21 protein-coding genes and 19 tRNA genes are annotated in these 24,138 nt (G+C 49.7%); 28 read left to right on the top strand and 12 right to left on the bottom strand.

Translation table 11 applies throughout. The features are described 5' to 3' along the window. Window positions 1–29: 29 nt before the first annotated feature. The 3 genes from arsC to AC6R03_RS13290 are packed head-to-tail and all read left to right on the top strand — an operon-like array spanning window position 30 to window position 1,386. Window positions 30–374: an arsenate reductase (glutaredoxin) gene (gene arsC / locus AC6R03_RS13300; RefSeq protein ID WP_500631852.1), complete on the top strand. Its 345-nt coding sequence runs from the start codon at window positions 30–32 to the stop codon at window positions 372–374. After that, on the top strand, window positions 371–943 hold the full coding sequence (gene wrbA, locus AC6R03_RS13295; protein WP_500631851.1) for an NAD(P)H:quinone oxidoreductase: 573 nt from the start codon (window positions 371–373) through the stop codon (window positions 941–943). Before arsC ends, wrbA begins: the two co-directional genes overlap by 4 nt. Before the next feature lie 2 nt (window positions 944–945). After that, entirely contained in the window at window positions 946–1,386 is a 441-nt protein-coding gene (locus tag AC6R03_RS13290; RefSeq protein WP_500631850.1) for a DUF2069 domain-containing protein, read from the top strand. Window positions 1,387–1,496: 110 nt separating this feature from the next. Here the strand turns inward: AC6R03_RS13290 and AC6R03_RS13285 are convergent, their stop codons facing one another. Continuing rightward, window positions 1,497–2,783, bottom strand: coding sequence for a DUF2066 domain-containing protein (locus AC6R03_RS13285; RefSeq protein ID WP_500631849.1), 1,287 nt, complete (start codon window positions 2,781–2,783; stop codon window positions 1,497–1,499). A gap of 311 nt (window positions 2,784–3,094) precedes the next feature. Here AC6R03_RS13285 and AC6R03_RS13280 point away from each other — a divergent pair, with 311 nt between their 5' ends. Then, complete coding sequence (locus AC6R03_RS13280) at window positions 3,095–4,345, top strand: uracil-xanthine permease family protein (RefSeq protein WP_500631848.1); 1,251 nt, start codon at window positions 3,095–3,097, stop codon at window positions 4,343–4,345. Between the two features lie 7 nt (window positions 4,346–4,352). On the opposite strand, the gene ybaK is transcribed toward AC6R03_RS13280, so the two are convergent. The 8 genes from ybaK to hemA form a co-directional block, all read right to left on the bottom strand. Beyond that, a complete protein-coding gene (gene ybaK, locus AC6R03_RS13275) occupies window positions 4,353–4,829 on the bottom strand; it encodes a Cys-tRNA(Pro) deacylase (RefSeq protein ID WP_500631847.1) in 477 nt (158 codons plus the stop codon). A gap of 73 nt (window positions 4,830–4,902) precedes the next feature. Then, on the bottom strand, window positions 4,903–6,564 hold the full coding sequence (gene ushA / locus AC6R03_RS13270; RefSeq protein WP_334551168.1) for a bifunctional UDP-sugar hydrolase/5'-nucleotidase UshA: 1,662 nt from the start codon (window positions 6,562–6,564) through the stop codon (window positions 4,903–4,905). A 379-nt stretch (window positions 6,565–6,943) separates the two neighbouring features. Then, the gene (gene kdsA / locus AC6R03_RS13265) at window positions 6,944–7,795 is read right to left on the bottom strand and encodes a 3-deoxy-8-phosphooctulonate synthase (RefSeq protein ID WP_500631846.1); all 852 of its coding nucleotides are present in this window, start codon (window positions 7,793–7,795) and stop codon (window positions 6,944–6,946) included. Window positions 7,796–7,873: 78 nt separating this feature from the next. Continuing rightward, window positions 7,874–8,683 (bottom strand): SirB1 family protein, encoded by an 810-nt coding sequence (locus tag AC6R03_RS13260; protein WP_500631845.1) that lies wholly within the window; start codon window positions 8,681–8,683, stop codon window positions 7,874–7,876. Between the two features lie 57 nt (window positions 8,684–8,740). Next, window positions 8,741–9,124 (bottom strand): SirB2 family protein, encoded by a 384-nt coding sequence (locus tag AC6R03_RS13255; protein ID WP_500631844.1) that lies wholly within the window; start codon window positions 9,122–9,124, stop codon window positions 8,741–8,743. A gap of 23 nt (window positions 9,125–9,147) precedes the next feature. Next, the gene (gene prmC / locus AC6R03_RS13250; RefSeq protein WP_500631843.1) at window positions 9,148–10,005 is read right to left on the bottom strand and encodes a peptide chain release factor N(5)-glutamine methyltransferase; all 858 of its coding nucleotides are present in this window, start codon (window positions 10,003–10,005) and stop codon (window positions 9,148–9,150) included. 37 nt (window positions 10,006–10,042) lie between these two features. Next, complete coding sequence (gene prfA, locus AC6R03_RS13245; RefSeq protein WP_334551174.1) at window positions 10,043–11,131, bottom strand: peptide chain release factor 1; 1,089 nt, start codon at window positions 11,129–11,131, stop codon at window positions 10,043–10,045. Window positions 11,132–11,198: 67 nt separating this feature from the next. Continuing rightward, window positions 11,199–12,455 (bottom strand): glutamyl-tRNA reductase, encoded by a 1,257-nt coding sequence (gene hemA / locus AC6R03_RS13240; RefSeq protein WP_487903619.1) that lies wholly within the window; start codon window positions 12,453–12,455, stop codon window positions 11,199–11,201. A 163-nt stretch (window positions 12,456–12,618) separates the two neighbouring features. Here hemA and lolB point away from each other — a divergent pair, with 163 nt between their 5' ends. The 24 genes from lolB to AC6R03_RS13120 all read left to right on the top strand — a co-directional run bounded on the left by lolB (window position 12,619) and on the right by AC6R03_RS13120 (window position 19,588). Continuing rightward, entirely contained in the window at window positions 12,619–13,230 is a 612-nt protein-coding gene (gene lolB, locus AC6R03_RS13235) for a lipoprotein insertase outer membrane protein LolB (RefSeq protein WP_500631948.1), read from the top strand. Beyond that, on the top strand, window positions 13,230–14,102 hold the full coding sequence (gene ispE, locus AC6R03_RS13230; RefSeq protein ID WP_500631842.1) for a 4-(cytidine 5'-diphospho)-2-C-methyl-D-erythritol kinase: 873 nt from the start codon (window positions 13,230–13,232) through the stop codon (window positions 14,100–14,102). Before lolB ends, ispE begins: the two co-directional genes overlap by 1 nt. 28 nt (window positions 14,103–14,130) lie before the next feature. Next, the gene (locus AC6R03_RS13225; protein WP_038133791.1) at window positions 14,131–15,075 is read left to right on the top strand and encodes a ribose-phosphate pyrophosphokinase; all 945 of its coding nucleotides are present in this window, start codon (window positions 14,131–14,133) and stop codon (window positions 15,073–15,075) included. Between the two features lie 110 nt (window positions 15,076–15,185). After that, a complete protein-coding gene (pth, locus tag AC6R03_RS13220; protein WP_500631841.1) occupies window positions 15,186–15,776 on the top strand; it encodes an aminoacyl-tRNA hydrolase in 591 nt (196 codons plus the stop codon). Between the two features lie 10 nt (window positions 15,777–15,786). Beyond that, complete coding sequence (gene ychF, locus AC6R03_RS13215) at window positions 15,787–16,878, top strand: redox-regulated ATPase YchF (protein WP_334551179.1); 1,092 nt, start codon at window positions 15,787–15,789, stop codon at window positions 16,876–16,878. Between the two features lie 275 nt (window positions 16,879–17,153). Continuing rightward, a tRNA-Met gene (locus tag AC6R03_RS13210) sits at window positions 17,154–17,230 on the top strand. A 65-nt stretch (window positions 17,231–17,295) separates the two neighbouring features. Beyond that, a tRNA-Leu gene (locus AC6R03_RS13205) sits at window positions 17,296–17,380 on the top strand. Window positions 17,381–17,407: 27 nt separating this feature from the next. Continuing rightward, a tRNA-Gln gene (locus AC6R03_RS13200) sits at window positions 17,408–17,482 on the top strand. A 78-nt stretch (window positions 17,483–17,560) separates the two neighbouring features. Beyond that, window positions 17,561–17,637: transfer RNA gene (locus AC6R03_RS13195), tRNA-Met, on the top strand. Window positions 17,638–17,693: 56 nt separating this feature from the next. After that, a tRNA-Leu gene (locus tag AC6R03_RS13190) sits at window positions 17,694–17,778 on the top strand. A gap of 29 nt (window positions 17,779–17,807) precedes the next feature. Further along, a tRNA-Leu gene (locus AC6R03_RS13185) sits at window positions 17,808–17,892 on the top strand. Window positions 17,893–17,917: 25 nt separating this feature from the next. Further along, window positions 17,918–17,992, top strand: a tRNA-Gln gene (locus AC6R03_RS13180). Between the two features lie 75 nt (window positions 17,993–18,067). After that, window positions 18,068–18,152 (top strand) — tRNA-Leu (locus tag AC6R03_RS13175). 27 nt (window positions 18,153–18,179) lie between these two features. Continuing rightward, a tRNA-Gln gene (locus tag AC6R03_RS13170) sits at window positions 18,180–18,254 on the top strand. Between the two features lie 66 nt (window positions 18,255–18,320). Further along, a tRNA-Leu gene (locus tag AC6R03_RS13165) sits at window positions 18,321–18,405 on the top strand. Between the two features lie 16 nt (window positions 18,406–18,421). Further along, window positions 18,422–18,498 (top strand) — tRNA-Met (locus tag AC6R03_RS13160). 56 nt (window positions 18,499–18,554) lie between these two features. After that, a tRNA-Leu gene (locus tag AC6R03_RS13155) sits at window positions 18,555–18,639 on the top strand. 29 nt (window positions 18,640–18,668) lie between these two features. Next, window positions 18,669–18,753: transfer RNA gene (locus AC6R03_RS13150), tRNA-Leu, on the top strand. 25 nt (window positions 18,754–18,778) lie between these two features. Continuing rightward, window positions 18,779–18,853: transfer RNA gene (locus tag AC6R03_RS13145), tRNA-Gln, on the top strand. A 75-nt stretch (window positions 18,854–18,928) separates the two neighbouring features. After that, window positions 18,929–19,013, top strand: a tRNA-Leu gene (locus AC6R03_RS13140). A 27-nt stretch (window positions 19,014–19,040) separates the two neighbouring features. Continuing rightward, window positions 19,041–19,115 (top strand) — tRNA-Gln (locus tag AC6R03_RS13135). A 157-nt stretch (window positions 19,116–19,272) separates the two neighbouring features. Further along, window positions 19,273–19,349: transfer RNA gene (locus AC6R03_RS13130), tRNA-Met, on the top strand. A gap of 51 nt (window positions 19,350–19,400) precedes the next feature. After that, a tRNA-Leu gene (locus tag AC6R03_RS13125) sits at window positions 19,401–19,485 on the top strand. A gap of 28 nt (window positions 19,486–19,513) precedes the next feature. Next, window positions 19,514–19,588 (top strand) — tRNA-Gln (locus AC6R03_RS13120). A gap of 139 nt (window positions 19,589–19,727) precedes the next feature. Here the strand turns inward: AC6R03_RS13120 and AC6R03_RS13115 are convergent. The 3 genes from AC6R03_RS13115 to flgL form a co-directional block, all read right to left on the bottom strand. Beyond that, window positions 19,728–20,861: a flagellin gene (locus tag AC6R03_RS13115; protein WP_500631840.1), complete on the bottom strand. Its 1,134-nt coding sequence runs from the start codon at window positions 20,859–20,861 to the stop codon at window positions 19,728–19,730. 505 nt (window positions 20,862–21,366) lie between these two features. After that, a complete protein-coding gene (locus AC6R03_RS13110; RefSeq protein ID WP_500631839.1) occupies window positions 21,367–22,512 on the bottom strand; it encodes a flagellin in 1,146 nt (381 codons plus the stop codon). 431 nt (window positions 22,513–22,943) lie between these two features. After that, window positions 22,944–24,137, bottom strand: coding sequence for a flagellar hook-associated protein FlgL (gene flgL / locus AC6R03_RS13105; protein ID WP_500631838.1), 1,194 nt, complete (start codon window positions 24,135–24,137; stop codon window positions 22,944–22,946). Between the last annotated feature and the right edge of the window lies 1 nt (window position 24,138).

The raw sequence follows: 24,138 nt of genomic DNA, 5'->3' as shown, positions 1-24,138 counted from the left end.
TCGAACGATAACAATAATGGAGAAAGACTATGTCTGTCGTGATTTATCACAACCCTCGCTGCTCAAAAAGCCGTCAAACACTGGCGCTATTAGAAGAAAATGGTGTTGAGCCTCACATCGTCAAATATCTCGAGCAAACCCCAAGTGTCGATGAGCTCAAGATACTCTTTAGCCAACTCGGCTTCTCTGAAGTTCGTGACATGATGCGCACCAAAGAAGAGATTTACAAAGAGCTGCAACTGGCCGATGCCGACGATGAAACCCTGTTTCGCGCAATGGCGGAACATCCGAAGTTGATTGAGCGACCTATTGTTGTCAACAAAGGTCATGCCAAACATGGCCGACCACCAGAGCAGGTGCTTGAGCTACTATGAGCTGCCGCCTGATTGTCCTTTACTACAGTCGACACGGTGCAACCCGCTCACTCGCACAGCAGATTGCGCGAGGCATTGAGTCGATTGACGGTTGTGAAGCGTTGCTTCGCACCGTCAACGAGATAGAGAGCGGCGATGATCCCCTCGATCCCATTATTACTCTGGACGAGTTGAAAAACTGCGCGGGGCTTGCGATGGGCAGCCCTGTATGGTTTGGCAATATGGCTGGCGCGTTAAAGCACTTTTGGGATAAGACGACACCATTATGGCTAGCGGGCGATCTGATTGATAAGCCCGCTTGTGTCTTCACCGCATCCTCATCCATGCACGGCGGCCAAGAAACCACCTTGCAGTCTATGATGTTACCGCTACTGCACCATGGGATGTTAATTTTGGGGATTCCTTATTCTGAACCAGCTCTGCATGCCACACGCTCTGGGGGCACGCCTTATGGCGCCAGTGCGGTCACGACACATCAACCACGCACCTTGTCGCAAGACGAAATAGCATTAGCTCAGCAAGTCGGCAAACGTATTGCCCGCTGCGCACGTCAATTAAAGGAACTCTAACCATGCAAGAGATGCAAGCGACCACAAAACGATACCGTTTGATGGCGCTGCTTGGCAATCTGGCGCTGCTCGCTTGGATTGGACTGTGGCAATTATCGTTATCGCCTCACCCTCACCTCAACAGCACCACACTCGCGATTGCTTGGGCTATCCCACTGCTGCTGCCTATGCCCGGGATTTTGGCCGGCAAACCGTATACACACGCATGGGCAAACTTTGTTTTAATGCTCTACTTCCTACACGCTTTGACCATCCTTTGGATTGACGACGGCGAACGTTATTTAGCACTGGTTGAACTGCTACTCACCAGTCTCGCGTTTGCTGGCAACATCCTTTATGCACGAGCACGGGGACAAGAGTTGGGCATGCAACTAAAAAGATTGTCCAAAGTGGAAAAAGAAGAGCGTGCTAAGTTCGGCGCTGAAGATAAGTCTGAGGGATAAGGTCACGCTGATGGTCACCCATCTAGCCAACTCACCCTTATACTCCGGGTAAAAAACGACAAAAGGGGCGGATCATCCAGCCCCTTTCTCATCTCAAATCTTGATGTGGTTTACTCTACTACCTCAATAGGTTCCATCTCCACACCTTCAGTCTCTGCCACTGCTTCGTTGGCAGAGACGTCACTGTCTGGCTGGATCAGTAGCGGCTCAGGTTGATACGGTTTACCTTGCCACTGGAACAGCAGCACCGTTTCAGTCTGAATAAGCGGGGCTGAAGCCGCCAGCGAACTCTCTGTCGCCACAAGAGTTGAATCGGTCGTCGTCGTATCGCTAGGCTGATTGAGCTCATCGCTGCCTTGCACTGGCAACGTTGGCGTGAGCTCCCCTACCTCGGGTTCAGTTTGAATAAACTGGGTCTCCAGTTGCGTCACTTCGAGTGCAGAGACCTGCTGCTCAAACTCTTCAACACTGGCAAGCAAGTGGACATCAAACGTCACCTGATTGCCCTGAATTTTGATGATGTCTAACGAGGCGACTGAGCTCAGTGCCTTGAGCTTATTCTCAAGTTGGAAAAAGCCCATCGCGTCATTGAGTTCAATAAAGCGTGCTTTCACGGACTCAGAAGACTCACTCGCCACCAGCACCGCACTCTTTTTCGCGTAGTAGTCGCTGATTTGGTTAATCATTTTATTCGCCGCATCTGCACCATTATTGGCGCCGCTAATCGGTGCTTGACGAGTCACCCCTATGGTCGCAGGCTTTTGATCGTATAACGTCCAACGTAGTGATTCGCCTTGCACTTTCACCACTAAGACAGCATCAACCGGGTAGCGCTGACTCGCTTGACCCACTGGCTGAATAAAGCCGCCCCACAAGTCTGAGACAGCCACTCCGGTAACGTCATCAAAATCGCCAACCGGTACGGTCACGGGCAAGCCTCGCTCTCGCGCTTGCTGCTGCAAGTTGACCAGTGTCTCAGAGCGAGAATGCTCCCAGATGATGGTGCGATCGTAGGGCGTCTCTTCCACCATCCAGACTAAAACGTTCGCACGTGTTGCTGGCCAAAGCGGCAGTTGCGCTTGACTGAGTAGAGAGCGAATATGAGGGCCGCTAAACGACATACGCAGTGAGGTATCCTCACCGATTTTGCCGTAGCCGAGTTGAGAAACGTACTGAGCGCTCTGAGAGAGCGCCTTCTTGACGACTTCGTTATCCGCAGCTTGCGGGTCGCCAGACGCGCGAATGATGACTTGTTTCATCCCAGCTTCGCGAGCTCGGGTATCGGCGTTATTCTCGCTTTGATCGATGACGATTTCAGCTCGGTAAAGATCCACATTGGTCAAGGCCATCGCTGGCAAACCCATCAGTCCGAGCGCGAGTAAAGCTAAACGGCGCATACATTTCCTACATCTAATCGAATTCACAAACAGCGATGATAAGCAACTATCCGCTGCGGGGCAACTTTCCCGGTCGGTTGGCAGCAGCAAGCGCGATATGGCTAACACTCTCCTCGTAGCCACTCTCGGAGTGAAACAGCAACGCACCGAGTAAACGCAGTTCACCTGCCTATTCAAACGAGCAATATTTGATCAAGCTCAGATTGCAATCGTTTGCTTTAATGTTAAAATCTCGCGATTTTATTTTTAGTACCTATGCTCTATCGCTATGTACTAGACCGAAACTATCCGCTTTACAAAGGAATGACGACATGAAAAATGCCATTCAAGGCGCACAAATGCTGTTTGTTGCGTTTGGGGCCCTGGTTCTCGTCCCGCTGCTAACGGGACTCGACCCTAGCGTTGCCCTCTTCGGTGCTGGCCTTGGTACCTTACTCTTTCAATTAATGACTCGCCGCTCTGTTCCCATCTTCCTCGCCTCCTCCTTCGCTTTTATCGCCCCTATCCTTTACGGAGTACAAACCTGGGGTGTACCAGCCACTATGGGTGGTTTGATGGCCGCTGGCTTGGTGTATGTCGCAATGGGTGGTCTAATCAAACTTCGTGGGGTTGAGATTATCCATAAATTGCTGCCTCCCGTTGTGGTTGGGCCGGTCATTATGGTGATTGGTCTTGGATTGGCGCCCGTCGCCGTCAATATGGCACTGGGTAAAGGGGGCGATGGCACCCAACTGATTGATGGACAAGCGGCGCTAGTGATCTCTTCTGTTTCACTGCTCACCACGATTCTACTGAGTGTCTTCGCCAAAGGCTTCCTCAAGCTCACCCCTATTTTGGGGGGCATTGTGGTGGGATATTGCCTGAGCTTGGGCTACGGTATTGTCGATTTCACGCCCGTTAAAGAAGCGGCATGGTTTGCGCTACCAAACTTCACGGCGCCTGTATTTAACATTAACGCCATTCTATTTATGATTCCCGTTGCCATCGCGCCAGCGGTGGAGCACGTTGGGGACATGCTGGCCATTTCAAACGTCACCGGAAAAGATTACCTGAAAAAGCCCGGCCTTCATCGCACGATTGCGGGGGACGGGGTCGCGACGATGGCGGCATCACTGTTTGGTGCGCCACCCAACACCACCTACTCTGAGGTGACAGGTGCGGTCATGCTGACCAAAGCCTTCAATCCTGTGATCATGACCTACGCTGCGGTGACGGCTATTGTCCTTGCGTTGGTCGGCAAGCTTGGCGCTGCGCTGCAAACCATCCCTATGCCAGTGATGGGCGGTATCATGATTCTGTTGTTTGGCTCAATTGCGACCGTGGGATTGAACACCTTAATCAAAAATCACGTCGATTTGCACAAATCTCGTAACCTTGTCATCGTTGCCATTACCTTAGTCTTTGGTATTGGTGGTATGGCGTTTGGCATCGGTGAGTTCAGTCTCCAAGGCGTGAGCCTCTGTGGTATCGTCGCGATTGTGCTAAATCTGGTTCTTCCAAAAGATCTGGGTGAAAACCACGTCGTCGACAACGCACAAATGGAAGAGGAAGAAGCGCGCTAATCCACGCTCAGCCTTCACAAAGATTGGCAAACTGGCCCTGGGTCAGCTTTGCCAAATCTTGCGCCGCCAATTCGATTTCCAACCCTCGCTTACCTGCACTGACACAGATCGTTTCACGCTCCAACGCACTATGATGGATAAACGTCGCCAATCGCTTCTTTTGCCCGAGCGGGCTGATTCCGCCCACAATATACCCTGTCACTGTTTGCGCAATAGCCGGATCGGCCATCTCTGCTTTTTTAGCCTTTGCCGCTTTTGCCGCCTGCTTCAAATTGAGTTTTTGGTTAACAGGTATCACAGCGACAGCGAGGTTTTTCGCCTCACCATTGAGTGAAAACAGTAGAGTTTTAAACACGCTATTGGGATCTTGCCCTAATGCTTGTACGGCTTCGAGCCCGTAACTCTCGGCACGCGCGTCGTGCTGATACTGGTGTATTTGATGAGGAATTTTGTGTTTTTTAGCAAGATTGATCGCTGGGGTCATACACACTCCGAGAATAAAAAAGCGCAGCTCTAGGCTGCGCATTCAGTTAATAAGATTTAGCTTGTTAGGTCAATTACTTGTAAACCATCTCACCTGCTGGTGCGTATTGGTTTACATCTACTGGGCTGTTCGCCTCTAGGTAGTCTTTGAGCACTTCTGCATCAACGAAGCCCGTGTTGACGTGACCTGGGTGGTCCGTCAGCTTAGGATAGCCATCGCCCCCTGCAGCATTGTAGCTTGGTACTGTGAAGCGGTAAGTGCCGTCAAGACGCAACTGTTTACCACCGATAAACACGTTTGACACTTCACCGTTTTCCACTGTCATTGAAATGCCGGCAAACTGAGCGTAAGCGCCAGAGTCCACTGGCTTGGTCGCCACAACGTTGAGGTAATCCAACACTTCTTGGCCAGACATATCGGTGTAGGTCAAAATGTTGGCAAACGGCTGAACCGTTAGTACGTCTTTGTAGGTCACGTCACCGCCTTCAATCGAGTCACGCACGCCACCTGAGTTCATCACAGCAAAATCCGCTTTGGCACGTTGCATGTGCGAGGTCGCGATCAAACGGCCTAAGTTGGTCTGTTGGAAACGAACCACATTACGATCCCCTTCCAGCTTGCCATTGGTCTCTGCGATCTTCACATTCAACTGAGCTTGACCTTGCTCTTGGTAAGGACGCAAAAACTCGAGCAGTTCGCTGTCTTCGGCAATCTCGTCTTCGATAAAGACGCGTTTTGATTCGCCATCCACTTTGACTTTTTTCTTCAAGTTGACCGGAATCAGGTCGTAGCTCACCATCTGCAGTTCACCGTTACGGAACTCATAGTCCGCGCGACCGACGTATTTGCCCCACTCGTGCGCTTGGACAATGTAGGTGCCATTTTGCATGTCCGGTTTACACTCATCCGATGGCGCGAAGTTTTTCTTCACGACATTTGGCGCTTCCATACAGACTGGCTCTTGGGAGTGACCACCCACAATCATATCCAGAGAACCTTCATCTAGGTAACGAGCCAAAGCCACATCACCCGGTGCGTTCACGCCACGCTTACCATCTTCGTAGTGGCCCATGTGAGTCACAGCGAAAATCAGATCTGGCTTTTCCGTTTCTTGTAGCTCAGCGATCAGCTTCTTCGCTTCTTCTTTCGGGTCGCGGAAATCGATGCCACCAATAAACTCTGGGTTACCGATTTTCGCCGTATCTTCGGTAGTTAAACCGATGACGGCAATCTTAATACCTTGCTTATTGAACATCTGGTATGCCTGGAACATACGCTCGCCCGTAGCTTTGTCGTAGATGTTAGCGGACAGCATTGGGAAGTTGGCCCACTCTTTTTGCTTGAACAACACCTCAAGTGGGTTGTCAAACTCGTGGTTACCAAGCGCCATCGCATCATAGCCGATTTTGCTCATGCCTTTGAAATCGGGCTCCGCGTCTTGCAAGTCAGATTCTGGCACGCCAGTGTTGATGTCACCACCAGACAACAGCAGCACGCTGCCGCCTTGTGCAGTGATATCAGCACGCAACTCATCGATCAGAGTTTTACGCGCGGCCATCCCATACTCGCCGTATTTGTTCTGCCAAAAACGACCGTGGTGGTCATTGGTGTGAAGGACGGTGAGCTTGTACGTTGTGTCTGCTTCCCACTCGTGCTGCGGTGCGGTGGCACAGCCAGCCAGAGTTGCCAGAATTGCTGCGCTTATAGCGCTTTTTACGATCAGGCGTTGCTTCATTGTCATACCTTTTGAACTTGGGGGTTTCCACTGCCGAAATTACTGTGCTCTCAACGAGTTAAACGGAGTCAAAAAACGGCTCTGAGAACAGTAAAACTTGAACTAGTTTAAATTAAGGGTTCTTGCGCAACAGTCTGTTTTCATATTTATGATGTATCGATCACTTTATTTCGCTTGAAAGGATGAAACAAACCACAGAGTTTTCATTGGCCGCATCAAGCGATCACAGGCAAACGTTTAGCTTATTGATGGTCTCCCAAGCTTGATTTTGCGACAGAGAGCGTTTAACCAACAGTTTTGCACCCATTGTCCAACGTTCACCGCCTATAGACGAAAAAAGCCAGCAAATGCTGGCTTAATCGATGTTTTTCGCGACAGACTATTTAATGTCGATCGGAGCAAAACCCTTAATCAAATCATCAAGGGCTTTCATTTGCGCCAAGAAAGGCTCCAGTTTATCTAGCGGCAGCGCAGAAGGACCGTCGCAACGCGCCTTATCTGGATCAGGGTGAGCCTCGATAAACAAACCGGCGATACCGGTTGCAAGGCCGGCTTTCGCAAGCTCGACCGTTTGCTCACGACGACCACCAGATGCCGCGCCAGACGGGTCACGCATCTGTAATGAGTGGGTCACATCGAAAATAATCGGGCTACCATTGGAGGCTTTTTTCATAACGCCAAAGCCCAACATATCCACCACCAAGTTGTCGTAGCCGTGGCAAGAACCGCGCTCACACAAAATCACCTGCTCATTGCCACACTCAGCAAATTTCTCGACGATATTGCCCACTTGACCTGGACTCATAAATTGCGGTTTCTTGACATTGATGACGGCGCCCGTTTTCGCCATCGCTTGCACGAGATCGGTTTGACGCGCAAGAAACGCAGGCAACTGAATAACATCAACCACATCGGCAACAGGCTGAGCTTGCGCTTCAGTGTGGACATCCGTGATAATTTTTACGCCAAATGTCTCTTTGATCTCTTGGAAAATCTTCATGCCCTCTTCTAGGCCTGGCCCACGGTAAGAGTGTACCGAGCTGCGGTTGGCCTTATCGAAAGAGGCTTTAAATACGTAAGGAATACCAAGTTTGTCAGTGACCTTCACGTAGTGCTCACAAATTTGCATCGCAAGATCGCGCGACTCGAGCACATTCATGCCAGCAAATAGGGTAAACGGCTTGTCGTTGGCAACGGGGATATCGCCAACCTGAACGATTTTCTGTTCCATTTTGTTCTCTCTTTATTTAGTCACTGCGCTTAACAACCACAGTGGTTTGTGTGCGTTGGCGGCAAACACCGCCTAGCGCTAGTGTAAAGTGACGCGCGTATCGCTCATCGCGTTGACTTGGCTCTTGAGCAGTTCAGACGCCGGGTCGTCAGGGCATTGGTCAATAAAATACTGATAATCATTGAGTGCAATTTGATGACAATCAAGCTGCTGATAGATAAAACCACGGTCGCGGATTTCATAAGGGTCATCCGGGACAAACGTCAGCGCCAAGTCGGTACATTTTAACGCTAAAGTGTAGCGCTCTTCACGCAGCAGCGCCGATTTAATCAATGCTAGCCAGCGACCAATCACGGTTGGATTGTCCGCTTCTTTAAGGTGTTCAGATTTGAGTGTCGCCAACGGACCGCTGTGCCCTATCAACCAAGCGCCCAACGTGTGCTCACACACGTACTCGCCATTAAAAGGATTGATGTAACGCGCCGGCTCACCGAACCACTCCAGTTTGAGCAAAAACTGGGTAGGAAACGTGACGGCCTTAAGAGGAAAGTCCAGTTGACGGCCAAGATAAAGCAGCAGCGAGCCTAAACTCACCGGAATCCCCTTGCGCCGCTTTAGCACTTTATCGACAAAAGCATTAGCGGAGTCGAAGTAGGCATCTTGATCGCCGCGAAATCCCCACTCATGGTAGAAAAGTCGCAATAGCGCATCAAAACGTTGCTTCTCATCATACTCGTGGCTTAGTGCCAGCTCAGCTTCTTTAACCAAACGAAGTAATTCTGCCTTTGCCCACGCCACTTGAGTGTCTGAATTGATGGCCTTATTCAATGCCAAAGCGCCTTCTACCAGCTCCATTGCATCAAAATCTTCGTCAAATAACTCCAGCATATCTCGCCTAACCACCTGTTTTGTTGTCTATCTTAGTGTTTTTCTCGTTCTGGTTGATTAACCAAAAAACATCGGCGTTTTGGTGACGGCGACTTTGCCCGCCATCGCCAACCACCCGAGCGCGCCAAAAAAGGAGAACGTGCGCAGCAGTTTGTTTCGGCCCAGTTTCAAGGCGAAAAAACCAAGGGCAATGTACGCCAGCACGCAGGTTAACTTTTCTGTTAACCATGGGGCCGCTGGTGTGAACGGAACGAAGCCCGTGATGACAATCAGATAAATACCTGACAACAGCAAGAAGGTGTCATTAATGTGAGGAAACACTTTGAGAAACTTGTTCTCGAGTAGCTTTGAGTTGGCCATCATCAGTGCAAATCGTACCGAAAGCAGCGTGGCGCTGATGGCAATGGTCAATAGGTGAAAATGCTTTAATCCTTCGTACATGTTCTCTTCTCTATTTTTTATCTCTATGAGTCAGCAACGTGGCAACCTATGGTTACTCGATCGTTACCGCCGTAATCCTTGAGGGTGTCGATTTGGCGATAGCCATTGGCTTGCAGAATCTCTCGCACCGCCTTACCTTGCTCAAACCCATGCTCAAACATCAACCAGCCATTCGACAGCAAATACTCGCGTGCCGCTCTCGCGATCCATTTGATGTCTGCGAGGCCTTCATCCTCAGCCACTAGCGCACTCAAAGGCTCAAACCGCACATCACCTTGCGTCAAATGTGGGTCACTCTCTTCGATATAAGGAGGATTAGACACAATCAAAGCAAACTGCGTACCAGCTTCAATAGGTTCGAACCAACTACCCGCTAAGAACGCAGCATTGGTGATGCCAAGACGCTCTGCGTTGCGAGTGGCTAAGTCGCGTGCGTCATCCTTGAGGTCAACCCCGATTACCTTACGCTGAGGGCACTCACTGGCTAGCGCCAAGGCAATGGCGCCCGTTCCTGTGCCCAAATCCAGAATCGGCCCTTCAATGTCTGGCGCTTTATCGAGCGCAATTTCGACTAAACGCTCAGTATCAGGCCGTGGGATCAAGGTCGATGGCGACACCAGTAGTGGCAGAGACCAAAACTCTCTTTCACCCAAAATATACGCCACAGGCTCTCCCGCGCAGCGGCGCACTAATAGTGCATCTAAAGCGGCAAGCTGCGCGTCGTCGAGTGTTTTTTCTGGCCAAGTGAACAAAAAGGAACGCGGTTTCTCCAACGCGTGGCAAAGCAGTACCGCCGCATCAAGCGCTGGCGACTCACTGCCGCTTTGCTCAAGTTGCTGAGTCGCTCGCGCAAGCGCTTGTTCCACCGTGGTGATCGTCATATCAAGCTCATCTCCATTCCGTAGTAACGGAATGCCATTAATGGTTTTCAGCTAATGCGGCTAACTGATCCGCTTGGTGCTCTTGGATCACTGGGTCAACCAAGCTCACCAAATCCCCTTCCATCACTTCGTTCAAACGGTAAATGGTCAGGTTAATACGGTGATCAGAAACGCGGCCTTGTGGATAGTTGTAGGTACGAATGCGATCGCTTCGATCCCCTGAACCCAACAGGTTGCGACGAGTGTCTGACACTTCAGCCGCACGTTTTGCCTCTTCCGCTTGAATGATGCGCGCCGCCAACACCGCCATCGCTTTCGCTTTGTTTTTGTGTTGAGAACGCTCGTCCTGACACTCGACTACCGTGCCTGTTGGTAAGTGAGTAATACGAATCGCCGAGTCCGTGGTGTTGACGTGCTGACCACCGGCACCTGACGCTCGGAAGGTATCAATTTTCAGATCTGCCGCTTTGATTTCAGGAATCTCCGCTTCTGGAATTTCCGCCATCACCGCGACGGTACATGCTGAGGTATGCACACGACCTTGCGACTCGGTTGCCGGTACGCGCTGCACGCGATGACCGCCTGACTCAAATTTCAAGATGCCGTAAGCGCCTTCACCGCTCACTTTGGCAATCATCTCTTTGTAACCACCATGCTCGGCTTCACTGGCAGACATCACTTCGATGCGCCAGCCTTTCTTTTCAGCAAACTTACTGTACATACGGAACAGATCACCGGCAAAAATGCCCGCTTCATCACCGCCCGCACCGGCACGAATCTCGAGGAAACAATTGCGATCGTCATTTGGATCTTTTGGCAGCAGTAGAATCTGCAGCTCTGCTTCCAGACGCTCAATCGCGTCTTTGGCCGCTGAAATCTCTTCTTGCGCCATTTCACGCATCTCTTCGTCGTCTTCATTGGCCATATCTTGCGCCGCGACTAAGTCTTCTTGAGCTTGTTGGTAAGCTTGGAAACACTGAGTGACTTCTTCAAGTTGCGAGTACTCTTTAGACAGAGCACGGAATTTATCTTGGTTACCGATCACATCCGGATCGCCAAGTAAGTGTTGAACTTCTTCGTAACGTTCAACCAGTGTTTCTAGCTTAGTTAGAATCGAGGGTTTCATACTGTATTTCTCAAGATAGGGTAAGTGGGCACAATCAATAACGTACGGGCACGGCAAAGTGAATCCGCTAGTTATCGTCTAGGCCTAAACTTTGTCTAATGATAGCAAGCTTTGCAGGCTCGCCCTGCTCCGCAGCACTTTGCATGGCGCGCGTCGGAGCGTGAATCAATCGGTTGGTCAATTTGTTGCTGAGTTCATGGAGCAGTTTTTCAGGATCGGCACCGGTTGCCAGTGCTTGTAAGCTTTTCGCCAACAACTCTTCGCGAATGGCATTCGCGCTGCGGCGATAATCGCGGATGCTATCTACCGCCTGCAACGAGCGCAGTGAAGACATAAACGCCGCGCTCTCTTCGCTGACAATCGCTTCGGCTTGAATGGCTTCCACTTTGCGCTGCTCGATGTTGCTGTCTATGATCGACTGCAAATCATCGACGGTGTAAAGGTACACATCGCTCAAATCGCCGACCTGAGATTCAACATCACGCGGTACGGCGATATCAACAAACAACATAGGACGGTGACGTCTTGCCTTGATGGCACTTTCCACCATGCCTTTGCCGATAATCGGTAGCGGGCTAGCCGTCGAGCTGATCACAATGTCAGCTCGGCCAAGATGCTCTGGAATCTCGGGCAAACTGATGATCTCAGCGCCAAACTCGCGCGCCAGTGGCAAGGCCCGCTCTCGGGTGCGGTTAGCCACGATCATCTTTTTACAGCCATTGGCAGAGAGGTGTTTAGCGACCAGTTCAATCGTCTCGCCAGCGCCCACCAACAGCACGGTGGAGGCTTCAAGCGATTCGAAAATGTGCTTCGCCAACGTACAAGCGGCGTAGGCAACCGAGACCGCTTGGCCGCCGATGTCCGTCTCTGTGCGCACGCGCTTCGCAACGGAAAAGGTTTTTTGAAACAGCTTCTCCATCGCGCTGTCCACCGAGCGGTGTTCACGCGAATCGGCATACGCTTGTTTCACCTGACCTAGAATTTGCGGCTCGCCCAAAACAAGCGAGTCTAACCCGCACGAAACACGCATCAGATGCTTGATAGCGGCCTGCTCTTCATGGATGTATAAACTGGGCTTTAACTCTTCAGGGCTGACCTGATGAAACTGAGATAACCACTCAATAAGCTTGCTTTTACCGGAGGGTTTGACATCGCAGTAGACTTCCGTTCGGTTACAGGTTGAGACAATCACGCTGCCATTGACGGCGGCATTGTCGCTCAGTTGCTTGAGTGCTTCAGGCAGCTTTTCCGGTCCAAAGGCAACTTTTTCACGAAGTTCCACTGAGGCCGTGTTGTGATTGATACCTATAGCAAGCAAAGACATGTATTCGAAGGTTCTCTGAATCAGGCAGTTAACAAATGAGGACGGAATTTTACTTTATGCCCCAAGTTAATGAAAGGGCATTGAGGATATGTTTTCATGAGTTCGTGATATCAATGATATAGTGATGCCCATGGCAGCAGAAGAAACGGACAAATTATCAGCAATGACGCTCTATTTGCGATCCCTAATCCTTGCGCTTATGACGCTCGTGTTACTTAATGGCTGTGCGACGATGGAGAGCACCACCAACGTGCAGTGGCAAACTCACCAACAACAGCTTGCGGCCATCGAGCAATACAGAGCCAATGGCAAGCTGGGCTACATCGCCCCAGACCAAAGACAATCGCTCAATTTCCAGTGGCATCATGCCAGTGAATCGAACCGCCTAAGGTTGACCACCTTTCTCGGCCAAACCGTGTTACTGCTAGAAGACACGCCAACCATGGCCAAAGTGGAGACCATGGATGAGCAAACCTTTCAAGCGCCGAGTGCTCAAACTCTGATTGAACACTTAACGGGTCTGTCGATTCCCGTTGATTATCTCCATGACTGGCTATTGGGCCGCCCTACGCAAGCCGACGATTACACTCTCAACCCGACCAACACGCTCGCTACCTTAACCAAAACGGTCAGCGGCCAAACCTGGCAGTTGGAATACCAACGGTATCAAGATGTGCTCGTCGCTGGGCTACCCACACCGTTACCACAACGCATAGCCCTTCGCCAAGGTGACACGACCATCAACATCATTATTTCGACCTGGACACTGAACTGATGATCACCCAAACCACCACTTGGCCCTCACCGGCCAAACTGAATCTCTTTCTCTACATCACAGGCCGACGAGCCAATGGCTACCATGAACTGCAGACGCTGTTTCAATTCCTTGCTTATGGCGATGAGTTAACCATCACCGCCAATCACAGTGGAAACATTACGCTCTCACCTGCTATCGAGGGCGTTGCACTAGAAGACAATTTGATCTGGAAAGCGGCAATGGCACTGAAAAGTGCGAGTCAATGTCCACTCGGCGCTCATATCGAACTCAACAAAATTTTACCTATGGGCGGTGGCATTGGCGGCGGTTCCTCTAACGCCGCAACAACGCTTGTCGCGCTCAATCACTTATGGCAAACCGAACTGAGCGACGATGCTCTCGCCGAGATTGGATTGGCTCTAGGAGCAGATGTCCCAGTGTTCACCCGAGGTTTTGCCGCCTTTGCTGAGGGTGTAGGTGAGCAGCTGACGCCGGCATCGCCAGAGGAAAAGTGGTACTTAGTTATCAAACCCTCCGTAAGCATTGCGACGGTGGATATATTCACCCATCCAGATTTGTGCAGAAATTCACCAAAGCGAGCGCTGACAACCCTTCTCGCCGATCCTTACGGAAACGATTGCGAAAAAATTGTTCGAATGCTTTACCCAGAGGTTGATAAGCAACTTTCATGGCTGCTACAATATGCGCCGTCAAGATTGACTGGGACTGGATCGTGCATTTTTGCCGAATTTTCGAGCAAAAATGCGGCACAATCTGTCTTCGAAAAATTACCTGACGCCGTCTCGGCTTTTGTAGCCCAAGGGAAAAACATTTCGCCTTTACACGAGACTTTGGCTAAGTATCGCTTAGCCCACACACAATCTATCTAAAACTGGACGCAACCCTGAGGTTTCCACCGTGCCTGATATGAAGCTATTTGCTGGTAACGCTACACCTGAACTAGCCCAACGTATTGCTGATCGTCTATACATCTCCCTTGGTGACGCAACTGTTTCTCGTTTTTCTGATGGCGAAGTCGCTGTACAAATCAACGAAAACGTTCGTGGTAGCGATGTTTTCATCATCCAATCTACCTGCGCACCGACCAACGACAACCTAATGGAACTTGTAGTGATGATTGACGCAATGCGCCGCGCTTCAGCGGGCCGTATTACTGCAGTTATCCCTTATTTTGGTTACGCTCGCCAAGACCGTCGCGTACGTTCTGCTCGCGTGCCAATTACGGCAAAAGTTGTTGCTGACTTCCTGTCCAACGTCGGTGTTGACCGCGTTCTAACTATCGACCTACATGCAGAGCAAATCCAAGGCTTCTTCGATGTTCCTGTTGATAATATCTTCGGTACACCTGTACTGCTTGAAGACATGCAGGCTCGCGGCCTAGAGAACCCTGTCGTGGTTTCTCCAGACCTTGGCGGTGTTGTTCGCGCTCGCGCAACAGCAAAAGCACTGGGTGATATCGATATTGCTATCGTTGACAAGCGTCGTCCGCGTGCCAACGTCTCTGAAGTGATGAACCTGATCGGTGATGTAGAGGGTCGCGACTGCGTGATCGTCGATGACATGATCGATACAGGCGGCACACTGTGTAAAGCAGCAGAAGCGCTAAAAGAGCGCGGCGCGAAACGTGTCTTTGCTTACGCGACACACGCCGTTTTCTCTGGTAACGCAGCACAAAACATTGGTAACTCAGTGCTAGACCAAGTGATCGTTACTGACTCGATCACGCTACCTAAAGAAATGGAAGCGACCGGTAAAGTGACCTGCCTAAGCCTATCTCGCATGCTGGCTGAAGCGATTCGCCGCATCAGCAATGAAGAGTCTATCTCGGCGATGTTCAACTAATATCGCGCCTTGCTCCGATGTAAAAACACCCTACGGGGTGTTTTTTTATTGCGGCGATAAAATTGTGCTATCATACTGCGCTTTTTGAGATTGCAAGAGAGATCCTAACCTTGACTCAACCGATCAAACTTCTTGTCGGCCTAGCCAATCCTGGGCCTGAATACGCCAAAACTCGCCATAATGCAGGCGCATGGGTGGTAGAAGAACTCGCACGTATCCACACGGTCACCTTGAAGAACGAACCGAAATTCTTCGGTATGACCGGGCGCATACTGATCAATGGTCAAGATCTCCGCCTGCTGATCCCCACCACTTTTATGAATCTCTCCGGCAAAGCGGTCGCCACTATGGCAAAGTTTTACCAAATTAAACCGGAAGAGATCATGGTGGCACACGATGAGCTCGACTTGCCACCTGGTGTAGCCAAGTTTAAAAAAGGCGGTGGACACGGTGGACACAACGGCCTGCGTGACACAATTAGCAAGCTTGGCAATAACAAAGATTTCTATCGCCTCAGGATTGGCATTGGTCACCCTGGGCACAAAGACAAAGTCGCTGGTTTTGTCCTTGGCAAAGCACCAGCAAAAGAGCAAGAACTGCTCGATGCAGCCGCCGATGAATCGGTCCGCTGTTTAGACATCCTTTTAAAAGATGGCTTAGCGAAAGCTCAAAACCGTCTACACACGTTCAAAGCTGAATAAGGTTACTATCATGGGTTTTAAATGTGGCATCGTTGGTCTCCCTAACGTAGGTAAATCAACTCTGTTTAACGCACTGACTAAAGCGGGTATTGAAGCAGCCAACTTCCCGTTCTGTACCATTGAACCAAACACAGGTGTGGTACCTGTGCCTGATCTTCGTCTCGATGCACTGGCAAAGATCGTTAACCCACAAAGAATACTTCCAACCACGATGGAGTTTGTTGATATCGCAGGCTTGGTTGCAGGCGCGTCTCGCGGTGAAGGTCTAGGAAATAAATTCCTTGCCAATATTCGTGAAACCGATGCCATTGGCCATGTGGTTCGCTGTTTTGAAAATGAAAACATCGTTCACGTTGCGGGTAAAGTGTCTCCAATCGAAGATATCGAAGTCATTAACCTTGAACTGGCGATGGCGGACTTAGACTCATGTGAGCGCGCCATTCAACGTAACGCTAAAAAAGCCAAAGGCGGCGACAAAGACGCGAAATTCGAATTGACCGTCCTAGAGAAGCTACTCCCAGTACTGACCGAAGGTGGTATGGCGCGTACCGTTGAGTTGTCGAAAGAAGAGTTGGATGCCATTGGTTACCTCAACTTCCTAACGCTCAAGCCAACCATGTATATTGCGAACGTCAACGAAGACGGATTTGAGGACAACCCGTACCTGGATGCGGTACGTGAGTACGCAGAAAAAGAAAACAACGTGGTTGTGGCCGTCTGCGCAGCGATCGAATCTGAGCTTTCTGAGCTCGACGACGAAGATCGTGAAGAGTTCTTGGCGGATATGGGCATTGAAGAACCGGGTCTAAACCGTGTTATCCGCTCTGGTTACGAGCTTTTGACCCTACACACCTACTTCACCGCAGGTGTCAAAGAGGTACGTGCTTGGACTATCCCTGTCGGTGCAACCGCCCCACAAGCAGCAGGTAAGATCCACACGGATTTTGAAAAAGGCTTTATCCGCGCAGAAGTTGTCGGCTATGACGACTACATCCAGTTCAACGGTGAAAGCGGTGCAAAAGAGGCCGGTAAATGGCGTCTAGAAGGTAAAGACTACATCGTCAAAGATGGTGACGTTATCCACTTTCGCTTTAACGTATAAAATTGCGCAAGTGATTGACTTAAAAAGCCAGCAACTCTGCTGGCTTTGTTGTTTTCTCCCCCAGCAAGCCTAAGTTAAGTAAAGAGATTGACGCCAAAATGTTACCTGTTTTTGCCTGTTTACACGCCTCTTTGTTTAAAAAGGAATCGAACAGCTGGTTTATCCGGATTTATTAAAAAAAACTATTGACGCCTCTGCCTCAACTTCGCATAATGCGCGCCGTTCCCGACAATAAGGCATATCGTTTTTAAACGAAGCCGAAAGGGGCACAGAGTGGCTACGTAGCTCAGCTGGTTAGAGCACATCACTCATAATGATGGGGTCACAGGTTCGAATCCCGTCGTAGCCACCATACATTTTGTTTCTAGTGATGATACATGACTGGAAACCTCTAGAGCTAACTCTAGACAGAATAATGCGGAAGTGGCGGAATTGGTAGACGCACCAGATTTAGGTTCTGGCGCCGCAAGGTGTGAGAGTTCAAGTCTCTCCTTCCGCACCATTATTCGATAGCATCGCTATCATCTGCAGGTCTATCGCCAAGCGGTAAGGCAGCGGCTTTTGATGCCGCCATTCCCTGGTTCGAATCCAGGTAGACCTGCCATTTTTACATAGCTGAGCCTTTTATTATAAAGGGCTTGTCTATCAGAGCGTGAGGGTTTATATTGTCTCGCTCACGAGTGGCTACGTAGCTCAGCTGGTTAGAGCACATCACTCATAATGATGGGGTCACAGGTTCGAATCCCGTCGTAGCCACCATTAAATCAACACTACTGATTTTTACCAATTGATCGGTTGTGTACAGAGTTCAAGACGCGGAAGTGGCGGAATTGGTAGACGCACCAGATTTAGGTTCTGGCGCCGCAAGGTGTGAGAGTTCAAGTCTCTCCTTCCGCACCATCTTGATAAACAACTCTGAATTTGATTATGCGGAAATGGCGGAATTGGTAGACGCACCAGATTTAGGTTCTGGCGCCGCAAGGTGTGAGAGTTCAAGTCTCTCTTTCCGCACCATTATTCAGATTCATTAGAATCTTGTAGGGCTATCGCCAAGCGGTAAGGCAGCGGCTTTTGATGCCGCCATTCCCTGGTTCGAATCCAGGTAGCCCTGCCATATTTTGTTTTTAGTCTCGCCAGACTGAAAACCGCTGAACTTACTCCTTGTTTGATAAGTTGAGCACTATGATTCGCGGAAGTGGCGGAATTGGTAGACGCACCAGATTTAGGTTCTGGCGCCGCAAGGTGTGAGAGTTCAAGTCTCTCCTTCCGCACCATCATTCGATAGCATCGCTATCACCTGCAGGTCTATCGCCAAGCGGTAAGGCAGCGGCTTTTGATGCCGCCATTCCCTGGTTCGAATCCAGGTAGACCTGCCATTATTTCTTGTGGTGAGTTTTCTCATTGCAATCGTCTAGAAAGACCTTCTAGGCAACATTAAGTATGCGGAAGTGGCGGAATTGGTAGACGCACCAGATTTAGGTTCTGGCGCCGCAAGGTGTGAGAGTTCAAGTCTCTCCTTCCGCACCATACTTAATTCAGGTTTGGCTACGTAGCTCAGCTGGTTAGAGCACATCACTCATAATGATGGGGTCACAGGTTCGAATCCCGTCGTAGCCACCATTAAATCAACACTACTGATTTTTACCAATTGATCGGTTGTGTACAGAGTTCAAGACGCGGAAGTGGCGGAATTGGTAGACGCACCAGATTTAGGTTCTGGCGCCGCAAGGTGTGAGAGTTCAAGTCTCTCCTTCCGCACCATCTTGATAAACAACTCTGAATTTGATTATGCGGAAATGGCGGAATTGGTAGACGCACCAGATTTAGGTTCTGGCGCCGCAAGGTGTGAGAGTTCAAGTCTCTCTTTCCGCACCATTATTCAGATTCATTAGAATCTTGTAGGGCTATCGCCAAGCGGTAAGGCAGCGGCTTTTGATGCCGCCATTCCCTGGTTCGAATCCAGGTAGCCCTGCCATATTTTGTTTTTAGTCTCGCCAGACTGAAAACCGCTGAACTTACTCCTTGTTTGATAAGTTGAGCACTATGATTCGCGGAAGTGGCGGAATTGGTAGACGCACCAGATTTAGGTTCTGGCGCCGCAAGGTGTGAGAGTTCAAGTCTCTCCTTCCGCACCATCATTCGATAGCATCGCTATCACCTGCAGGTCTATCGCCAAGCGGTAAGGCAGCGGCTTTTGATGCCGCCATTCCCTGGTTCGAATCCAGGTAGACCTGCCATTATTTCTTGTGGTGAGTTTTCTCATTACAAGCGTCTAGAAAACCTTCTAGGCACCATTAAGTATGCGGAATTGGTAGACGCACCAGATTTAGGTTCTGGCACCGCAAGGTGTGAGAGTTTAAGTCTCTCCTTCCACACCACACTTAATTCAGGTTTGGCTACGTAGCTCAGCTGGTTAGAGCACATCACTCATAATGATGGGGTCACAGGTTCGAATCCCGTCGTAGCCACCATTACAATTCATAGCTGATTTTTACCCATAGTTCGGTTATGATATAAACAAAGCGGAAGTGGCGGAATTGGTAGACGCACCAGATTTAGGTTCTGGCGCCGCAAGGTGTGAGAGTTCAAGTCTCTCCTTCCGCACCATTATTTGATAGCATCGCTATCACCCTGCAGGTCTATCGCCAAGTGGTAAGGCAGCGGCTTTTGATGCCGCCATTCCCTGGTTCGAATCCAGGTAGACCTGCCATATTAAAACCCAGCCTTTGGCTGGGTTTTCTCGTTTCAGCCCAGTTGCCTTGTTCGCATCTCTTCTGCACAAAAAAATCCAGCCCTTGGGCTGGATTTAACATTAAGTCATGACTTTTTAGATGCTAGAAATCACTTTCTTAGCCTAAAAGCCCCAACGCTGAGTTGGGCGCTTGCTTTGCCTGAGCAAGTACAGAGCTTGACGCTTGAGACAAGATCTGAGACTTAGTCAATGCGGTGGTTTCTTTGGCGAAGTCCGTATCTTTGATGCGGCTCTTCGACGCGTTAACATTCTCATTAATGTTGTCTAGGTTATTGATCGCGTGATTGAATCGGTTTTGGAATGCACCCAATTCCGCTCGGTGACTATCAACAAACTTAAGCGCAGCATCGACGATGGCAACAGACTCTTGAGCGCCACCGACGGTGCGAACGTCAATGGTATCAACGGTGACCGCTTTAGCTGGGCCAATGCTCAGTTCACCGGCTAGACTGCCTCCAAAGGTCGCCGTGCCTTCTACTGTGTTGTTATCGGTGAACAACTGAAGTTGACCATCTTCGTTAACCGACGCTTTCACCATGTCCGTTTGACCGTTGATGTAAGTGGCCAGCTGCTCAATATCATCCCCCTCTTTTGCGGTGATGGTGATGTCTTGCACGCCGCCAAACTTATCCGTGACGTTGATGGTCAAGTCATTGGCCCCCGCTTGCACTGCCCAGTCTTTATCTTGACCGTTGGCTGCGACGTAGCTGTTACCGCCCATCAGAGCATTGTCGCTGCGCATGTTGTTCATCGTCAACATAACCGCTTCACCATTGTCCGCACCGATCTGGAACGATTTGGTGGCGAACGTACCGTTAAGTAGCTTGTTGCCACCAAACGAGGTGGTCTCAGCGATACGATTCAATTCATCGTTCAACGCGGTGATCTCTTCTTGAATCGCCACACGCTCAGACTTAGAGTTCGAGCCGTTCGCCGATTGTAGCGAGAGGTCACGCATACGTTGCAGGATATTGGTGGTTTCATTCATCGCGCCTTCCGCTGTTTGCGCCATCGAAATGCCGTCGTTCGCATTTCGTACCGCGACGTCTAGGCCACGACTTTGGACATTCAAACGGTTCGAGATTTGCAGACCTGCTGCATCATCTTTCGCACTATTGATTTTGAAACCAGACGACAATTTTTCCATTGATGCTTGCTGCGCTGATGTTGCTGAGTTCAAGTAGCGCTGAGCTGTCATTGCCGAAACGTTGGTATTTACATTAACCGCCATAATGGTGTCTCCTATTGATTTCCGTAGAGCGGAGGTCCAAAGGTTTCCGACGTCTCGGTAAACCAATTAGTTCTCTCAAAGTATCCTTATAGCGACGCCAACTTGATTATCTTTAGAGCATTTTGATAAATCCTCCTCGTTGCATAGCAAAAATCGATAGAATTTGAGCAAGCTCAGAGTTCGAGAAAATATCATTAAAGTTTTGTGACTATTGACCGATCTGGTGCACTTAAGACATCAGTGCGAAAGAAATGAGATTGATTGAAGAAAGAGAAATCTGGAGATAAAAGAAAAGCCCCTTTTCCTTTGAGAGAACCGGGGCTATAGAGGTCACCAGTGCCTTTGGAGATCGAGAGAAATGATTCCGGGCTGGCAACCAAGACACAGGTAAAGCGGTTAAGCAGAGCAGGTTTGAGAGAGAACTCTGCTTATCCAATCACCCATGTTTGCCTGAATGCCTTCAAAAGCCCCACGTCTGGGTCTGCGCTAATGAAGATATTCGCAACTACTGCAATAGTGACATCGCAGAGTTTGGCAACTGTTTTGCTTGAGCGAGAATCGATGTCCCCGCCTGCTGCAGAATTTGTGCTTTGGTCATTGCCGTCGTCTCTTTGGCAAAATCCGTATCGCGGATTCGGCTGTTCGACGCTTCAACATTTTCTTGGATGTTGGCCAAGTTATTAATACTGTGGCTGAGTCGGTTCTGCTTCGCACCCAGATCGGCACGCTGAGAATCTACGTAGCGTAACGCCGCATCCAAGATGCCGACCGCGTTTTGCGCGCCACCCACAGTATTTACATCAATACTTTGTACTGTTGTCTGAACACCAGGACCACCGTTGAGGCCAATCTCGGTCGCTAAGCCACCAGAGATATTCATATTGCCTTCCAAGTTAGGCTCAGCGGCAAAGATTTGCAGTCTGCCATCTTGATCGACTGAAGCTTTCAGTTTGTCTGTTTGACCGTTGATGTACGTCGCTAGCTCTTCGATGTCATCCCCTTCTTTCGCGAGGATATCGAGCGTCACCGCTTCGCCATCTTTGGTGGTGAATTCAAATTTTAGATCTCGTGCGGTGGCAGGTACGCCCCAGTCCTTGTCTTTACCCTTCTCGGCATCCGAGATGAACGACTGGCCTCCCATACGGAAATCATCGGCACGAATGCTGGTCAATCCCATGATAATCGCTTCACCCGAGCTGGCACCGATCTGGAATGACGCTTCACCAAATGATCCGTTGAGCAACTTACGCCCCCCAAAAGAGGTGGTTTCTGCAATACGGTTAAGCTCATCTTGCAGCGCAGACACTTCTTCGTTCAGGGCTTGACGCTCTGAAGCGGAGTTGGTGCCGTTCGCAGATTGTAGTGATAGATCACGCATACGTTGCAGAATCGAGGTCGACTCGTTCATCGCCCCCTCTGCGGTTTGTGCAATCGAGATACCGTCATTGGCGTTACGCATCGCGACATCTAAACCACGAGACTGAGCGGTCAGACGGTTTGAGATTTGCAGACCCGCTGCATCGTCTTTCGCACTGTTGATTTTTTGACCTGAAGATAGACGTTCCATCGACGTATTCAAATCGCCAGTCGCTTTATTCAGGTAACGCTGAGCGGTCATTGCTGACACGTTAGTGTTGACTGTAATGGTCATAGTTTGCTCTCCTAGTGAGTCGCAAGTTCTTGCGAAGCGGCCAGCTTAATCTCATTTGGAAGCACTGACCGTGTATGACTTGCTAAGCAGGCGGTAGCCGGCTTAAAAATTTTTACTCTGATTTTACTAATTCAAGTTGTATGCCAACTTAACAAAAAATAGCCAAATAAGTTTATTTAAATTAACTATCAATATGTTAGATACATCATTGCCATCGAACTGCGCTTAGTCACTCTGTACTTGCTAGTGAGCGGCACTCGATCATTGCCGCTCGGTGGCAAGGTTTGCCGATACACGGACTGCCGGGTTTTGCTCGGCGCTTAAGGCGTAGCACATAAGGCATGGAGCGAACCCATCGGTTATCTTCATCTTGTGTCAGACAACTCAATCACCGAGAGTGTTAAGCATCAACTTGGACGATAAAGTTCCCTTTAGAGATAGTTAAACAGAGTTAAGTCTTTTGTTTTTCCGAACGCTTGCTGCGAAGCCTGCAACGCACGCGTATTTTCGTTAAACTCGATGATCGCTTCCGAGTAATCCAAATCTTCAAAGTTGCTTTTCGATTTGGCGAGCGTCATCTTAAAATCTTCATGCTGCTCTTCTTGAATATCGAGCGTGCTCAATCTTGCCCCCACATCCGTGCGCGCTTTATTGAGATGAATAAACGCCGAATGGAATTCTTGAGTCATTCGATGCAAACGTGCGGTATTGGACGTATCTGACACAGACCCTTGTGACAAGGCCATGGCTTCCTGAAAGGTATCGAAAATGCTGTAGCTTTTGCGCGGCTCAAGCGTGATTTCATCGCCCTTCTCGATTTGGCCTTTTACCTGGATCGTCAACGCCTCGTACTTGATCCCTTTCGCCGGATCAAAGGTATCGGCCTGAACCACACTGCCGTCGCGCTCGAGTTGATAGCCATATTTACCACCGGGCATGTCAACAAACGTGACCTTATAGCTCGAGTCATCATCAGGATTAAAGTTAGTCGCGCGCTCAAGCAGCAACTCAGAGGTATCACCCAGGTTGTAGTCCGGCGAGTAATCACCGAAGGGGTTATCTATTTCCATAAACAGCTTGCTACCTGGATCGTTGATCGGCATTTCAAGCGTGTTGGAGATTTTCATCTTGCGTTGGTAGTCATCGCCTGCGTACACCACAGCGCCATCTTTATCCCGAAAGAAGGGTTGGTTTTTCGGCTTAGTCCCGGCAAAAATATAGTTGCCCGATTCATCTTGAACGTTCACCAAGTTAAGGAAGTTATTGCTGATTTCCTCAAGCTCTCGACGCTTCGCGATGCGGTCTTCAGGGGACAGCGCACCGTTGATCATTTCCATCACGGTTCGTTTTGCTTCATCGGCGTACTCTTCCGCATTGGAAATAATCACTTCGTGGTGCTCAAGCCGATTACGCGTCAGCACGATGGCATCGGTGTATTGGCGCAATTGCTCTTTCTGCTGACCGATATTCTGGATGTAATGCGTGGCCAAGGGATCATCACTGGCGCGCATCAACTTCTTACCTGAAGCAAGCTGCGCTTGGTTATGATGGACTTTTGCTTCTTGACGACGCAGATCGTTTTGCACCGACTGATAATTATGGAAGCTGGAAATACGGTTGATCATT

Source organism: Vibrio sp. R10-SG-ISO4, assembly GCF_059834135.1.
Note: the sequence above shows the minus strand (reverse complement) of the source record. Positions and strands in the feature narration are given on the sequence as shown.

Bases quoted from the DNA above. Each gene is read 5' to 3' on its own strand.
- arsC (WP_500631852.1), top strand. From the start codon at position 30: ATGTCTGTCGTGATTTATCACAACCCTCGCTGCTCAAAAAGCCGTCAA.
- wrbA (WP_500631851.1), top strand. From the start codon at position 371: ATGAGCTGCCGCCTGATTGTCCTTTACTACAGTCGACACGGTGCAACC.
- AC6R03_RS13290 (WP_500631850.1), top strand. From the start codon at position 946: ATGCAAGAGATGCAAGCGACCACAAAACGATACCGTTTGATGGCGCTG.
- AC6R03_RS13285 (WP_500631849.1), bottom strand. From the start codon at position 2,783: ATGCGCCGTTTAGCTTTACTCGCGCTCGGACTGATGGGTTTGCCAGCG.
- AC6R03_RS13280 (WP_500631848.1), top strand. From the start codon at position 3,095: ATGAAAAATGCCATTCAAGGCGCACAAATGCTGTTTGTTGCGTTTGGG.
- ybaK (WP_500631847.1), bottom strand. From the start codon at position 4,829: ATGACCCCAGCGATCAATCTTGCTAAAAAACACAAAATTCCTCATCAA.
- ushA (WP_334551168.1), bottom strand. From the start codon at position 6,564: ATGAAGCAACGCCTGATCGTAAAAAGCGCTATAAGCGCAGCAATTCTG.
- kdsA (WP_500631846.1), bottom strand. From the start codon at position 7,795: ATGGAACAGAAAATCGTTCAGGTTGGCGATATCCCCGTTGCCAACGAC.
- AC6R03_RS13260 (WP_500631845.1), bottom strand. From the start codon at position 8,683: ATGCTGGAGTTATTTGACGAAGATTTTGATGCAATGGAGCTGGTAGAA.
- AC6R03_RS13255 (WP_500631844.1), bottom strand. From the start codon at position 9,124: ATGTACGAAGGATTAAAGCATTTTCACCTATTGACCATTGCCATCAGC.
- prmC (WP_500631843.1), bottom strand. From the start codon at position 10,005: ATGACGATCACCACGGTGGAACAAGCGCTTGCGCGAGCGACTCAGCAA.
- prfA (WP_334551174.1), bottom strand. From the start codon at position 11,131: ATGAAACCCTCGATTCTAACTAAGCTAGAAACACTGGTTGAACGTTAC.
- hemA (WP_487903619.1), bottom strand. From the start codon at position 12,455: ATGTCTTTGCTTGCTATAGGTATCAATCACAACACGGCCTCAGTGGAA.
- lolB (WP_500631948.1), top strand. From the start codon at position 12,619: ATGACGCTCTATTTGCGATCCCTAATCCTTGCGCTTATGACGCTCGTG.
- ispE (WP_500631842.1), top strand. From the start codon at position 13,230: ATGATCACCCAAACCACCACTTGGCCCTCACCGGCCAAACTGAATCTC.
- ychF (WP_334551179.1), top strand. From the start codon at position 15,787: ATGGGTTTTAAATGTGGCATCGTTGGTCTCCCTAACGTAGGTAAATCA.
- AC6R03_RS13115 (WP_500631840.1), bottom strand. From the start codon at position 20,861: ATGGCGGTTAATGTAAATACCAACGTTTCGGCAATGACAGCTCAGCGC.
- AC6R03_RS13110 (WP_500631839.1), bottom strand. From the start codon at position 22,512: ATGACCATTACAGTCAACACTAACGTGTCAGCAATGACCGCTCAGCGT.
- flgL (WP_500631838.1), bottom strand. From the start codon at position 24,137: ATGATCAACCGTATTTCCAGCTTCCATAATTATCAGTCGGTGCAAAAC.